This is a genomic window from Maribacter sp. UH1, assembly GCF_056839145.1.
The window spans coordinates 3,351,522-3,366,155 of the sequence record NZ_CM166387.1; the positions used below are offsets into that span (position 1 = coordinate 3,351,522).

General features: G+C 35.0%; 15 protein-coding genes. 7 read left to right on the plus strand and 8 right to left on the minus strand.

Annotation, left to right across the window (positions count from 1 at the left end; genetic code table 11):
- Positions 1-50: 50 nt before the first annotated feature.
- The 3 genes from UH1x_RS14580 to UH1x_RS14590 are packed head-to-tail and all read left to right on the plus strand — an operon-like array spanning position 51 to position 2,261.
- Positions 51-617, plus strand: coding sequence for a GyrI-like domain-containing protein (locus tag UH1x_RS14580; RefSeq protein WP_482622549.1), 567 nt, complete (start codon positions 51-53; stop codon positions 615-617).
- The gene (locus UH1x_RS14585; protein WP_482622550.1) at positions 614-1,897 is read left to right on the plus strand and encodes an MFS transporter; all 1,284 of its coding nucleotides are present in this window, start codon (positions 614-616) and stop codon (positions 1,895-1,897) included. Before UH1x_RS14580 ends, UH1x_RS14585 begins: the two co-directional genes overlap by 4 nt.
- Positions 1,860-2,261 (plus strand): DUF4345 domain-containing protein, encoded by a 402-nt coding sequence (locus UH1x_RS14590; RefSeq protein WP_482622552.1) that lies wholly within the window; start codon positions 1,860-1,862, stop codon positions 2,259-2,261. Before UH1x_RS14585 ends, UH1x_RS14590 begins: the two co-directional genes overlap by 38 nt.
- Positions 2,262-2,273: 12 nt before the next feature.
- Here the strand turns inward: UH1x_RS14590 and lptB are convergent, their stop codons facing one another.
- The 4 genes from lptB to UH1x_RS14610 are packed head-to-tail and all read right to left on the minus strand — an operon-like array spanning position 2,274 to position 5,258.
- Positions 2,274-3,014, minus strand: a complete 741-nt coding sequence (lptB, locus tag UH1x_RS14595) for an LPS export ABC transporter ATP-binding protein (RefSeq protein ID WP_036153061.1) — start codon at positions 3,012-3,014, stop codon at positions 2,274-2,276.
- 51 nt (positions 3,015-3,065) lie between these two features.
- On the minus strand, positions 3,066-3,416 hold the full coding sequence (locus tag UH1x_RS14600) for a carboxymuconolactone decarboxylase family protein (protein WP_036153063.1): 351 nt from the start codon (positions 3,414-3,416) through the stop codon (positions 3,066-3,068).
- A complete protein-coding gene (gene tatC, locus UH1x_RS14605) occupies positions 3,400-4,281 on the minus strand; it encodes a twin-arginine translocase subunit TatC (protein WP_482622553.1) in 882 nt (293 codons plus the stop codon). Before tatC ends, UH1x_RS14600 begins: the two co-directional genes overlap by 17 nt.
- Complete coding sequence (locus tag UH1x_RS14610) at positions 4,281-5,258, minus strand: KpsF/GutQ family sugar-phosphate isomerase (RefSeq protein ID WP_036153068.1); 978 nt, start codon at positions 5,256-5,258, stop codon at positions 4,281-4,283. The genes tatC and UH1x_RS14610 overlap by 1 nt, the downstream gene beginning before the upstream one ends.
- Before the next feature lie 173 nt (positions 5,259-5,431).
- Between UH1x_RS14610 and recQ the strand changes: the two genes are divergently transcribed.
- On the plus strand, positions 5,432-7,642 hold the full coding sequence (gene recQ, locus UH1x_RS14615; protein ID WP_482622555.1) for a DNA helicase RecQ: 2,211 nt from the start codon (positions 5,432-5,434) through the stop codon (positions 7,640-7,642).
- A 304-nt stretch (positions 7,643-7,946) separates the two neighbouring features.
- On the plus strand, positions 7,947-8,459 hold the full coding sequence (locus UH1x_RS14620; RefSeq protein WP_482622557.1) for a fasciclin domain-containing protein: 513 nt from the start codon (positions 7,947-7,949) through the stop codon (positions 8,457-8,459).
- 87 nt (positions 8,460-8,546) lie between these two features.
- On the opposite strand, the gene UH1x_RS14625 is transcribed toward UH1x_RS14620, so the two are convergent.
- From UH1x_RS14625 to UH1x_RS14640, 4 genes are all read right to left on the minus strand, one after another.
- Positions 8,547-9,857: a carboxypeptidase-like regulatory domain-containing protein gene (locus UH1x_RS14625; RefSeq protein ID WP_482622558.1), complete on the minus strand. Its 1,311-nt coding sequence runs from the start codon at positions 9,855-9,857 to the stop codon at positions 8,547-8,549.
- An 89-nt stretch (positions 9,858-9,946) separates the two neighbouring features.
- Positions 9,947-10,690: a 23S rRNA pseudouridine(2604) synthase RluF gene (rluF, locus tag UH1x_RS14630; RefSeq protein ID WP_405409876.1), complete on the minus strand. Its 744-nt coding sequence runs from the start codon at positions 10,688-10,690 to the stop codon at positions 9,947-9,949.
- Positions 10,691-10,706: 16 nt separating this feature from the next.
- Positions 10,707-11,840 (minus strand): serine hydrolase, encoded by a 1,134-nt coding sequence (locus UH1x_RS14635; RefSeq protein ID WP_482622559.1) that lies wholly within the window; start codon positions 11,838-11,840, stop codon positions 10,707-10,709.
- Between the two features lie 15 nt (positions 11,841-11,855).
- Positions 11,856-12,095: a hypothetical protein gene (locus UH1x_RS14640; protein WP_482622561.1), complete on the minus strand. Its 240-nt coding sequence runs from the start codon at positions 12,093-12,095 to the stop codon at positions 11,856-11,858.
- Between the two features lie 225 nt (positions 12,096-12,320).
- Here UH1x_RS14640 and UH1x_RS14645 point away from each other — a divergent pair, with 225 nt between their 5' ends.
- Both UH1x_RS14645 and UH1x_RS14650 read left to right on the plus strand, forming a co-directional pair.
- Entirely contained in the window at positions 12,321-13,202 is an 882-nt protein-coding gene (locus tag UH1x_RS14645) for a peptidyl-prolyl cis-trans isomerase (RefSeq protein WP_482622563.1), read from the plus strand.
- A complete protein-coding gene (locus UH1x_RS14650; protein ID WP_482622565.1) occupies positions 13,171-14,634 on the plus strand; it encodes a peptidylprolyl isomerase in 1,464 nt (487 codons plus the stop codon). The genes UH1x_RS14645 and UH1x_RS14650 overlap by 32 nt, the downstream gene beginning before the upstream one ends.

The window sequence follows — 14,634 nt, forward strand, 5'->3', positions numbered from 1 at the left end:
TCAAAATTGTTTTAATTCTGATGAATCAACGTTAGTTGAACTTTATGTTTATGTTATTGAAACTACAGGAGATTACAAGTCTGCTATTTTTCGAGATTTTAAATGAATTGGTTATGTTTGATTATTATACTAGGGAGATGGATGTAAGAATTGTAGAAAGTAAAGAACGAAAATTGATTGGTCTTTCTCAGGAATTGAGTTTGATCGATAATAAAACTTTTGACCTTTGGAAGAATTTCAGAGGGCGAAGTAAGGAAGTGCCTAATAGGTCGTCTGATGATTTTATATCTCTACAAGAATATCCGGTAGATTATTTTAAAGCGTTTTCTCCTGCAAATAGATTTGTAAAATGGGCATGCGTTGAGGTTGAAAATTTAGAGTTCATTCCAGAGGAAATGAATAGTTTAATTTTAGAAACTGGCATGTTTGCGGTGTTCAATTACAAAGGAACTGCACAAAATGCGCAGGCTTTTTTTCAATTGATTTACGGAGAATGGATACCCAATTCTGATTATATATTAGATGACCGTCCTCATTTTGAAGTACTGGGAGCTAAATACAAAAACAATGATCCAAACTCAGAAGAAGAGGTTTGGATTCCGATAAGAGAAAAATGAAAGACCCCGAAAAAACGCCTTGGTATTATCTGTTGTTATTGATTTTAGCAGGGGAGAGCGTCTTTATTTTACCTTTTGTATTACAGCGTGTTTTTAGACCTACCGTTTTAAAAGTGTTTGAACTTGATAATGTTTCGTTGGGTTTGTGTTTTTCCGTGTATGGCTTTGTTGCATTGATTTCTTATTTATTAGGAGGGCCTTTAGCCGATAAATTTCAGCCAAGAAAATTAATAGCCATTGCGCTTTGGATGACCGCTCTTGGCGGATTGGTCTTTGCTACATTCCCAGACTATTTAACCTTGCAAGTACTTTACGGCTTTTGGGGTTTTACTACAATTTTCTTGTTTTGGTCGCCTATGATAAAAGCTACCCGAGTGTGGGGAGGTCAAAGTTCACAAGGCAAAGCTTTTGGTTTTTTAGATGGCGGTAGGGGATTGGTAGGGGCACTATTTGGAACATTGGGAGTGCTTGTTTTTTCTCACTTTATGTCGGCAGATCTAGAAGTTGCCACTTTGGAAGAAAGTAGGTTTGCTTTTCGGTATGTAATATTGACCTCTGCAGCTATAGTATCTATTGTAGGTGTTCTGGTCTGGTTTTTTATGAGATTACCTGAAAGCCTTGAAAACGAGATTGTCGTAGAAAGAATCACCGTTTCTCAAATTAAAGAAGTACTACGTTTACCTTCAGTTTTACTACTAATGATTATAATTCTATGTGCTTACGTAGGTTATAAAATCACCGATATTTTTTCGCTTTATGCGCAAGATGTAATGTTGTACAATGAGGTGGAATCTGCAGAAGTAGGTACCTTTTTATTATTCGCAAGACCGGTAGTGGGTATTTTTATAGGTGTGATAGCAGACCGTTCTAGACCAACTCTATTTCTATTGATAGGTTTTGTTGTTGCACTGTTAGGTTCTTTGTTGTTCGCATCGGGTATGGTTGCCAATGTTTCTTATTTCGTATTCTTGTTCTCTATCATGATTGTGGCATTGGGCGTGTATGCTATTCGTTCTTTATACTTTGCGGTGATGCAAAGCGGAAGAATTCCCTTGGTATTAACTGGAACTGCGGTTGGGTTAATTTCGTTGATAGGGTATACTCCCGATATTTTTGCTGGTCCGGCAATGGGCTATTTGTTAGATGCATCACCTGGCTTAGAAGGGCATCAGCAGGTATTCTGGATGCTAGCCCTGTTTTCATTTATTGGTGGAATAGCAGCATTTAGATATTTTCAACTTTATGGCAAATCAGGATATGACGATTCCAAAAAATCTTAATTTATTATTATCAGGGGTTGTTGTTATTATAGCCGGTGTAGTTTATGGTGGCCATCCAACATATATTATGCCCGAACTTTTGGGTTTTGAAGTGGTTGATTTGGAGCTAAAGAATATGCTACGTGCGGTAATGGGTATTTATATGGGTGTAGGGCTGTTTTGGATATTGGGGTCCTATAAAACGAAACTTTGGTATGCAGCAACCTTATGTAATGTGCTCTTTATGGGCGGAATTTCTTTTGGTAGAATAGTAAGTACTATTTTTGATGGAATTTCATCGTTATTTACACCAGCATTAATTTTAGAATTGATATTCTTTGGCTGGGGATTATATAATCTTAAAAAGTATAAGGAAATAGAGTAGGTATGGTACTCATTAAAAATCCAATTTCTTCTTTCTTAGTTCAAAGTTCTGACCCAGATAAACTTTACGTACCATTTCATCTGCAGCTAATTCTTCTGGTTCTCCTGATTTTAGAATACCACCTTCAAACATTAGGTAAGAACGCTCTGTAATAGCAAGCGTTTCCTGTACGTTGTGGTCTGTAATAAGTATTCCAATGTTTTTGTCTTTTAACTGCGCTACAATACGTTGAATATCCTCTACGGCCACGGGATCTACCCCGGCGAAAGGTTCATCTAGCAAAATAAATTTTGGATCCGTAGCCAAAGCTCTAGCGATTTCTGTTCTTCTTCGCTCACCACCTGATAATAAGTCACCACGACTTTTGCGTATATGACCTAAACCGAACTCCTCTATAAGCGACTCCATTTTCATGTGTTGCTCTTTTTTGCTCAATTTTGTCAATTGAAGTACGCTTAAAATATTCTTTTCAATACTTAGCTTTCTAAAGACAGATGCTTCTTGTGCCAAGTACCCAATACCATTTTGTGCTCTCTTGTACATAGGAAATTTGGTGATTTCCATATCATCTAAATAGATGCTGCCGCCATTGGGTTTTACAAGCCCAACGATCATATAAAAGGAAGTGGTCTTACCGGCACCGTTAGGTCCAAGTAACCCTACAATTTCACCTTGATTAACTTCAAGAGAAATTCCTTTAACCACCCTACGACCTCTGTAGGACTTCATAATATTGTCGGCACGTAACTTCATGTTTTCAAATCTATTGGTTATTGGTCTGTTAGAAAAGTAATTGGCGATTTTTTAACCTTGTTGGTTTTCTAATTCTTCCCAATATTCATAAGCTCTTCTCAAATGTGGAATTACAATGGTACCGCCAACTAAAGTGGCAATACTTAAAGTTTCCATGACCTCTTCTTTAGAAACGCCTTCGTTGTAAGAACTTTCTAAATGGTATTTTACACAATCGTCGCAACGCAATACGGTTGACGCAACAAGACCTAATAATTCTTTGGTTTTAACATCTAAAGCACCTGCAGCAAATGCATTGGTATCTAAATTAAATATACGTTTTACAACTTTATTGTTATCTGCCAGTAACTTATCGTTCATCTTAGAACGGTAGGCATTAAATTCTTCAATTTGGTTTGACATTTCTATTTTTCTTTTTTTCTTTTTCAGCTTTTTTTCTTTCTTTTCTCAATACCATCGCAGATATAAAAATACTTATCTGGTATAGTACAATTACCGGTATGGCAACTATAATCTGACTTGTAACGTCTGGTGGTGTAATTACTGCAGAAAGTATCAAAACAACTACCAAGGCTATTTTTCTGTACTTCTTCATCAGTTCAGGTGTAACTAAACCTACTTTAGTTAAAAAGAAAATGATGATCGGTAGTTCAAATAATATACCACAAGCAAGTACGGATATTTTTAATGTCCCAATATAAGAGTCCAAATCGAACTCGTTTAAAACGGAGTCACTAACAACATAAGACCCTAGGAAGTTAATTGAAAGTGGCGCTACAATGTAGTATCCAAATAAAACTCCTATAAAAAATAAGATAGATGCAATTAATATAAAGCCGCGGGAGTTCTTGCGTTCGTTGGCATGTAGCCCCGGACTAATAAATTTCCACATTTCATATAATATGTAGGGAAATCCAAGAATAACCCCTGCCCAAATGGAAGTCCAAATGTGGGCAGAAAATTGTCCGCCCATTTCTCGACTTTGAATGGTAAACGGAAATTCATCGGCACAGAAAGAGGAATCTATTACCGTAAAAGATTGCACTTGATTCAACCACGTAGCAATATCACAAAAGAAGCGATACGTGGGGAAGTTCATGTTTTTTGGTCCGAATATTATAGTGTCAAAAATGAAACCTTTCATTAAAAAGGCAACACTTCCTATGATAACAACTGCCAATACGGATCTTATTAAATGCCATCTTAGTTCTTCTAAATGATCAAGAAATGACATCTCATTCGGTGGCGTGGTAGTTTTGGAACTCATTATAAAATACCTTCGTTTATTAAATTATGTAAATGGATAACGCCAACATATGTATCTTCATCCATGGCTAACAATTGTGATATTCCCTTTTTTTGCATGTGTTCTAAAGCCTTAATAGCCAAGGTGTTTGCAGGTATGGTCTTAGGGTTTGTAGTCATGATGTCTTCTGCAGTCAAACCTTTAATGTTGTCATGTTTGTTTAGCATGCGTCTAATATCGCCATCGGTTACGATACCAACAACTTTTTTGCCATCAAGTACAGCTGTTACGCCCAACATTTTTTTAGAGATTTCAATAATTACTTTTTTGACCTCTTCATCTTTTTGAACTTGTGGGACTTGATTTTTACTTACCAAGTCTGCAACTCTTAAATATAATCTCTTACCTAAAGATCCACCAGGATGGTATTTTGCAAAATCAGAACTGCTAAATCCTTTAATTTCCAAAAGTACAATTGCAAGTGCATCACCCATAACTAATTGAGCTGTAGTACTTGTTGTAGGAGCTAGTCCGTTAGGGCAAGCTTCCTTGTCCACATGGGTATTTAAAATAAAATCTGCTTGTTTTGCCAAAAAAGAATCGGTGTTCCCCGTCATGGCAATTAGCTTGTTCGTACCTCTTTTTATGAGCGGAACCAACATCTTTATTTCTGGTGTATTTCCACTGTTTGAAATACAGATAACAACGTCATTGTCCTGTACGGTTCCCAGGTCTCCATGAATGGCATCTCCGGCATGCATGAAAATTGCGGGAGTACCTGTAGAATTCAGGGTAGCTACAATTTTGGTGGCAATGATAGCACTCTTACCGATGCCTGAAATTATTACGCGTCCTTTTGCTTCAATAATGCAGTTTACGATGCTAGCAAAATCATCGGTTAAAAGTGAGGAAAGTTGTGCTATAGCATCACGCTCAGTTTCAATGGTTTTTCTTGCTAAGCCAATAATGGTGTCCGTTGCAATCAATCTATTATTCAAATTATGGATTGTATTCCTAAAAGAATGTATTATCTTTAAGATGACAAAATTAAACAAACTTAATTTTAAATGCCGATTATCGCATAATAATTTAGAAACGCCTAGCTAGGCAATTTGTAATTTTGTTCGCTTATAAAATTTTAAAGTAAGTAGTGTCCCCTTAAATGTAAAATGTGACAGACAGTAAAGAATTTGACAATATCGATTTACATTCCTCATTAAAAAAATATTTTGGTTTTTCTCAGTTTAAAGGACTTCAAGAAGAGGTAATTAAAAATGTTTTAAAACAGAATAATACGTTTGTAATCATGCCAACTGGTGGTGGTAAATCTATGTGTTACCAGTTACCTGCCCTTATGCAAGAGGGTACTGCAATTATCGTATCTCCGTTGATCGCTTTAATGAAGAATCAAGTAGATGCCATACGTGGGGTTTCTTCTGAGGTAGGAATAGCCCATGTTTTAAATTCCTCATTGAACAAAGGGGAGATAAAACAGGTGAAAGAAGATATAACAAATGGAGTCACTAAACTACTGTATGTTGCACCAGAATCTTTGACAAAAGAAGAGAATGTAGAATTTCTACGTTCAGTAAAGGTCTCGTTTGTAGCTGTAGATGAAGCGCATTGTATATCTGAATGGGGTCATGATTTTAGACCTGAGTATAGAAATTTGAAATCTATAGTTGCACGATTAGGAGATGATATTCCTATCATCGGACTTACAGCAACGGCAACCCCAAAGGTTCAAGAAGATATAATTAAGAATTTAGGTATAGGTGGGGCAAAGCTTTTTAAAGCTTCTTTTAACCGACCTAATTTATTTTACGAAGTACGTACCAAAACAGAGAATATAGAAGCGGATATTATCCGTTTTGTGAAACAAAATTCTGGTAAATCAGGAATTATATATTGCCTTAGTCGTAAAAAGGTAGAAGAGTTAGCTCAAGTATTGCAGGTAAACGGAGTAAGTGCTGTGCCATACCATGCAGGTTTTGATGCAAAAACAAGATCTAAATATCAAGATATGTTCTTGATGGAAGATGTAGATGTGGTTGTCGCTACCATTGCTTTTGGTATGGGGATAGATAAGCCAGATGTGCGTTTTGTTATTCATCATGATATTCCAAAAAGTATTGAAAGTTACTATCAAGAAACAGGAAGAGCTGGTCGAGATGGCGGAGAAGGGCATTGTTTAGCTTATTATTCTTATAAGGATATTGAAAAGCTAGAGAAGTTTATGTCTGGTAAACCTGTTGCTGAACAAGAAATAGGAAATGCTTTATTGCAAGAGGTGGTGGCCTATGCAGAAACCTCCATGTCTAGACGTAAATTTATACTTCATTATTTTGGAGAGGAATTTGACGACGTTAACGGTGAAGGTGCCGAAATGGATGACAATACCAGAAATCCTAAAGAGAAAGAAGAGGCGAAGGATAATGTTGAGAAGTTGCTTAAGGTAGTAACTGGTACAAGTGAAAAGTTTAAATCTAAAGAGATTGTAAACGCGTTGCGTGGTAAAACAAATGCAATAATATCTTCACATAAGACCAATGAAAAAGAGTTTTTTGGAATTGGTTCTGATAAGGATAAAAGTTATTGGATGGCACTTATTCGCCAGACATTGGTTGCCGGATTATTGAGAAAAGAGATAGAGCAATACGGCGTATTACATGTAACGGATAATGGTAAGGAGTTTTTAACTAAGCCATCATCTTTTATGATGACCAAGGATCACGTTTACAATGCTGAAAATGATAATGCTATTGTTGGTGCCGCTAAATCTGGCGGTATTGCCGATGAAAAATTATTAAAACAATTAAAAGATTTACGAAAAGCACAGGCAAAGAAAATAGGTGTTCCGCCATTTGTAGTTTTTCAAGATCCTTCATTGGAGGATATGGCTTTGAAATATCCTATTTCACATGAAGAAATGTTGAATGTTCATGGAGTAGGAGAAGGTAAGGCTAAGAAATACGGTAAGCCATTTATTGCTTTTATTGCCACTTATGTTGAGGAAAATGAAATCATTAGACCAGATGATCTTGTAGTTAAAAGTACAGGGGCTAATTCTGCCTTGAAGTTATATGTTATACAGAATGTAGATAGAAAATTACCTTTGTCTGATATTGCATCGGCAAAAGGATTGGAAATTCCTGATCTTATTAAAGAAATGGAGCAAATTGTATATAGCGGTACAAAGTTGAACCTGAATTATTGGATCGATGAGATTTTAGATGAGGATCAACAAGAAGAAATACATGAGTACTTCTTAGAGGCGGATAGTGATAACCTTGAAGAAGCTATGACCGAATTTGATGGTGAGTATGAAGAAGAAGAGTTAAGATTGTATCGATTAAAATTTATTAGTGAAGTAGCAAACTAATCTAATTAGCTATAATTTATTTACAAATCCATTACCCAATTTAGATAGGGTAATGGATTTGTTTTTTAATAGCTGTTTCATTAGTGATTCATATTATTTTTTTGGGTGAATTCTAACTATATCTGTTCTATTTTAAACGTAAGAAACGTGATAAATCAAATTTTATCTCATTTATTTATTTTCAAAGTGCTGATATATAGTAAATTATATATTGTTTAATATTTTAAATAAAACTTTAAACAAAATTTAAGACTATTGCTCGTAGTTCCGTTATACTTTTACAGAAATCTAAAAAAAAAGAACTATGAAAATTTTAAAAATTACATTATTAAGTGCAATTACATTGTTTGTTACGAACATTTCTGCCCAGACAGAAACTATTGTAGGTGTTGCAGCAGGAAATGACAATTTTACAACATTGGTAGCTGCAGTAAAAGCGGCTGATTTGGTAGAAACATTAAATAGTGAAGGTCCGTTTACTGTTTTTGCACCTGTAAACACAGCTTTTGAAGCATTGCCAGCAGGAACTGTAGACACATTATTAAAGCCAGAAAGTAAAGACGCATTGACCGGTATTTTAACTTACCATGTAGTAGCTGGTAAGTTCATGGCTGCAGATGTGGTTAAGGCAATCAGTGAAAATGATGGTATGTTTTCAGTTAAAACAGTACAGGGTGGAATGATTACATTATCACTTAGCGATGATAAGGTAATGTTGAAAGATGAAAAAGGGAATATGGCAACCGTAGTTATGGCAGATGTAGCTGCTAGCAACGGAGTAATACACGCTATAGACGCTTTAGTGATGCCTAAATAAGGTATTCAAAAACTATAAATAAAAATCCCTTTGTAATTCTGTTATAGAATAGCAAAGGGATTCTTTTTAAACACTACTTAAATCTTTCTATCTCGCAGCTGTACCGTTGATAGATTTACCTTTTCGTAATTGTCTTTGTATTTTTTTGATGGCAGATTCTATTGATTTTTCCGGTTCAATAATATTGTATTCTCCCCAGAAATCTGGATCAGCAAAACCAATAGCTTCATCACTTAGTATAATGGAAGACTTCATTCTATCTTTATATTTGGGGAAGGCATTGTCGGTATTTTTCTCCCAATCTGTAATGGCCATTTCACAATTCATGCTGTATACCGAGTTGAATAAGCGTTTGTCCCAATCTATTTTAAACTCTAATAGCACATTGCTATACCCATAGTACCATTTTCCATCTTTTTCTCTGTAGTCTACACGGTAAGACACCTCTGTTGGCCATACGTCTGCGTTTTTTGGTTTTCTTCTTACAAACATTTGAGATGCCAATCTTTTATCTGTAATGTTTAGAGAGTAAATGGCGCTTGTTAAAATCTTGTTTTCTGCATCGATATATAATTTACCGTTATATAATGGGTCTATAATTTCAGGCTTTTGCTTGAAATCAATAACATAAATTAGTTGATCATTTACTCGTGTAGAAGTGTCAAATGAGAAATCATAATACGCTAATGTCTTCGGAGTAAAAATGTAGTTAGGGTATTTTACCATGTCTACGAACAACGTATTGAACGGTCCTCCTTGTAGTTTTAAAGCAACAGTATCTAACTTAGTGTAGTCAGTACTTTTTCGTGCCTTATAAAGTTCCAGTGCATCTGTCTTTTTAGATGAATACGGAGTTTTGTAAATATTCACTACCGCTTCGGAAAGACTTACGTTCGTTCTTCTTTTTTTAATAGTTTCTCGGTAAAAGGCGGTCATTACAGTACTTTCATTTAAATAATTGTCCCCTTTTTTGTTCAGTGTCTCCTTTACCAAGGCTTCAGCATCATTTGGGGCATCTATACTTGCCTCTGATAAAGCCATAACAAATTCTGTCATGAAGATTTTGTTCTTCTTTTCCTCTAATTCAGTAATGGCAATTTGTTTCGTTTTATATCCTAAAAAGGCAATAGTTAAGTTGTTCACAGTGTACTCATTTGGAACTTTCAGCGAAAACTGACCTTCAGAGTTGGTGATGGTGGTTACATTGGTGTTGTCAACGGTTAGTGTTGCGAAAATTAATGGTTTCTTACTATCAGCGTCTAAAACTTCACCGGTGTATTCGGTGTAATTAATAGTTTGTGCCCACATGGTATTTGCTCCTATTCCTATTGAAAAAAGAAATACCAATAAATACTTTATGGAATGGTTCTTAAATGAAAATTTGTACTCTTGTAGCATAACGAATCTTTTCTTTATAAGGTAGTGATTAATAACGAATTAAAGGGCTTTTTACTGTTAAATCATTAGTGTTGGATAATATGGCAAAATTACTTTTTGCCGTCAAATGTTTTAGATGAGGTACTTACCAGCCTGTTGATTTCCTTTAATTCTTCTTCGGTAAGATCACGCCATTTTCCAACGGGTACATCTAACTGCACGTTCATAATTCTAATGCGTTTCAACTTCTTTACCCTATAATCTAAATATTCGCACATTCTACGAATTTGTCTGTTTAGACCTTGAGTTAGAATGATCCTGAATTGATACGTACTTACTTCAAAAACTTCACATTCCCTGGTTACTTGATCAAGAATGGGAATTCCTTTTCTCATCCTATTTAAAAAATCTATTGTAATAGGTTTATCTACCGTTACCAAATACTCTTTCTCATGATTGTTACGTGCGCGTAGAATCTTGTTTACGATATCGCCATCATCGGTTAAAAAAATAAGTCCCTCACTTGGTTTGTCTAATCTCCCAATTGGAAAAATACGCTTTGGGTAGTTAATGTAATCTATAATATTATCCTTTTCTACACCTGTATCTGTAGTACAAACAATACCTATGGGTTTGTTGAATGCCAAATACGTAGATTTTCCCTTAGGTCCTTTAATTAGTTCTCCATCAACTTTAACAACATCACCGGCTGATATTTTAGTTCCCATTTCTGGCACTTCTCCGTTTATGGTTACTCTACCTTGATCAATCAATTTATCTGCAGCCCTACGTGAGCAATAACCAGCTTCGCTAAGGTATTTGTTTATTCTAGTTTTATTGGTGTTGTCTTGCATAATCAGCTTGCTGTTTCTAATGTTGATTTCGATTTACTTCTTGTTGGTAGATCTCTCTTCCTAATTGTGCTAAAAACGGAATTCCGATTTCGTCATACTCATAAGCATCGTCATTGAAGATACCGTCTTTGTTCACTAAAATTGTTGCGGTTAAAAGAAAGTCGATATTCTTTTCTGTGTCTTTAATATATGCGCAATCGGTTAGCGTACCGTAGGCAAATCCTACTTTATTATAAATTTCAATATGCTGGGGAATGTCTTTCTTAGTGTCGCCATAGATGAAAAACTTACAATAGCCATCGTAATATGTGGTTGGGTCATAACCTGCTTTTTGAGGAACGGTATGCATTGCTGTTAATAAATGCTCACGCTGTTCATTACTAAGATCAAATTGTTCTGATGCTTTATACTTTTGAGGAAATACTACCCTTTTTAACAAGTTGTGTTGCGATTGAATAGGGTAATAGTTTTTCAAACTAAAATCGAATGGTTCTTTAATTAACTCTTCATCTTCATAATAACCTACGCCCTTTTCAATATCTAACAGTTCTAACTTTTTAGGTGTTTTGTTGAGTAATGAATTAGTAATGCCCGTTGTTGAATCGTTTAAATAGATAATTAAGGGCTTTGTTCTTAAATCATCTGAATGATAACCTAATCTGTGGCTAAGTCTAACAGGTGATATTTTTTTATTGTTTAAACTCTCATTGATGGCTTCAAATCCTAAGAATTCCACCAATCTATTGTTTGCTAAATTATCGCTAACAGCAAAAATTTTGGATACATCTTTGGCAAACGTACTTTCAATAGTGTCACCTTCTATGTAATACCTGGTATTTATAGTTAAGCTGTCTATATTATTTAACTTTTCTAGAGCTAGTACGGCAGTTGGGAATTTAACTGTGCTTGCAGGATAAAAATACACGCTGTCGTTTACCTGAAAATCATAATCGGTAAAAAAGACGCTATCATTTCTTCTATCAATTTGTGTGTATCTAATTTGAACTTGATAGTTTTCAACACTATCCATCACCCTTTTTATTTTAGGATTGTCAGAAGATAGTGCAACCTCAAGAAAATTTAAATTCCGTTGTTCTTGAGCGCAAGAAGATAAAAGGACACCACATATAAAAAGAAGAAAGTGCTTCATGCTACTATGTTTTATTTATGGAGTGTAGACTTCACCGCGGTGAGGTTTCAATAAGTCTCTGACCGTAATCATTTCCTTTTCTTCCACGACCATAAATGCAATACTGTACATGTCGTTTATTTCCTTAAAACCGGTAATGCTTAACGCTGTTTTTTCTGAAGCTATGAATTCATTTAGGTGCTTAACATGATGTTCTGCCGTTTTTAATGCAGCAGGACCTCTAAAGTCCCATATTAGTTTTATCTGTCGGTTCAAGAATATGTTGTATTAGGTTATAAAATAAATAACAAATTTACCTAAAAAATGGCAGTTTGTGGTTAGTAAGTAATGAGATTACTATGGGGTGAATTACTATTTTTAGTTGATTATTAGCTATTTGTTATATCTTGTGAGACCTAAAAAAATGTGTTAAGTAAATCCTTATGCATTTGCACACGATTTGGTTATTGCTATTTTTGCTCGATGTTTTTTAAGAAATCAATGTTTTTACTACGTAAGGTTTACCCTATTGTGACCATAGGGCTAATTTCTTTTGCTTTCGTTTCTTGTGACGGTCTGTTTAAGAAAGATGAGGAAAAGAAGGTTATTGCTAGGGTAGGTGAGTCTTTTTTATATGAAGATGATCTGGCGCCGTTAATCACAGAGAATATGACAAAAGGGGATAGTGCTTCTTTTGCTGTTAACTATATAAATAATTGGGCTTCTAAGCAGTTGTTACTTTCTAAAGCAAAAATTAATCTATCAGAAGAAAAACTGGCAGAATATAATGCTTTGGTAGATGACTATAGAACTGAACTATACACAAGTGTTTATAAAGAAGCGTTGGTGGCACAGGCTACGGATTCCGTTATTACGGAAGAGCAGTTAAATGCGTTTTACGAAAATGCCAAAGAGAATTTTAAGCTTAAAGAGCGTATTGCTAGAATACGTTTTGTTGCTTTGCCAAAAGGATTTTTAGATCAAGATGAGGTAGGGAAACGGTTAAAAAGATTTAAAATAGACGATGTTAGCTATTTAGATTCTATTGGTGTTCAGTTTACTAAATTGAATTTTAATGATTCTATATGGGTGCGCTATACTAGAATATTCGAAGAAATACCCCCAATTAACCCAGACAATGCCAATAAGTACTTAAAAAATTCACAATTTTTTGAATTAGAGGATTCAATCGGGGTATATTTGGGAAAAATAGAGGAAACTAAAGATGTTAATGACATAGCGCCTTTGTCCTTTATTAAACCTACAATTGAACAAGTTTTATTAAGTCGTAGAAAAATGGACTACCTACGCAAATTAGAAACTGAATTATTAGATGAAGCAATCAAGGATAATGAATTTGAAGTTTTCGAAAATAAAAAATAGTATTTACATAGGAGCGGTTTTACTGTTCTCAGGTATGGCAACAGCGCAAGATTCTATACCGAATGTTTCTGCTGATGAAGCAGAACCAATGGAAGCTATAGCTGAAGCGGCGCCAGTAAAAAAAGACTCCGCAACAAATTTTAAAAGAATTAAACTAGATGGTATAGCCGCAGTTGTTGGTGATTACGTAATCTTAGATTCTGATATTGAAAAAACATTGATCGATCTTAAAAGTCAAGGTGCATCTACAGAAGATATTACACACTGCGGACTTTTAGGTAAGTTAATGGAAGATCGTTTGTATGCTAACCAAGCTGTTCAAGATAGTATCTTGGTTTCAGATGATGAGGTAAATGCAACCGGTGATCGTCAACTGCAGTCTTTAGTACAGCAAATAGGTTCAATGGAAAAGGTGTTGAAGTACTATAAGAAAACTGACGAAGCTAGTTTTAGAGAAGAGCTTTATAAGATTAATAAGTTACGTATGCTTTCTGAGCGTATGCAACAGGATATTATTAAAGAAATTGAAATTACACCAGAAGAGGTTCGTCAGTTCTTTAACAAGATACCAGAAGATGAACGTCCGGTATTTGGTGCTGAGTTAGAAATTGCTCAGATTACCAAAGAACCAGAGCCATCTGATGAAGAAAAGCAGAAGGTAATAGATAAGCTGAATCAGATTAAGGCAGATGTTGATGATAACGGCTCTAGTTTTAGTGTAAAGGCTATTTTATATTCTCAAGATCCAGGCTCTAAGTCTAAAGGTGGTTTTTATAGTATTACGAAAGACACAGGTTTTGATAAGAAGTTTAAAGATGTCGCTTTTAGCTTAAGAGAAGGTGAGGTTTCTGAGCCATTTGAGACTACTTTCGGGTTTCATATTATTTATATCGAGAAAATTAGAGGTCAAGAGCTGGATTTAAGACACATATTGATTCAACCGGAAATCTCTCAAAATGTTCTGGATGAAGCTAAAACGGAGTTGGATAGTATCCGTAAGAAAATTATTGATGGCGAATTTACTTTTGCCGAGGCTGCGTTAAATTTCTCAGATGAGAAAGAAACGAAGTTTGATGGCGGTTTGTTACGTAATCCAATAAACTTCGATTCTAAATTTGAGTTGACTAAAATGGATCCTACGTTGTACAATCAAGTACAGAACTTAAAGGATAATGAAATTACATATCCTGTATTGGAAGAAGATCCAAGAGGTGGAGCTCCAAAATATAAAATTCTTAAGATTACCAATAGATATGATGAGCACGTTGCTGATTTCTCTAAAGATTATACTAAGATTCAAGAATTGGCGCTTACTGAAAAGAAATACAATGCCATTAAAAAATGGATGGACGAGCATATAGAAGATACCTATATTAGTGTTAACGATGAGAACAAAGATTGTGAGTTCGCTAATAACTGGGTAAAAGAATAG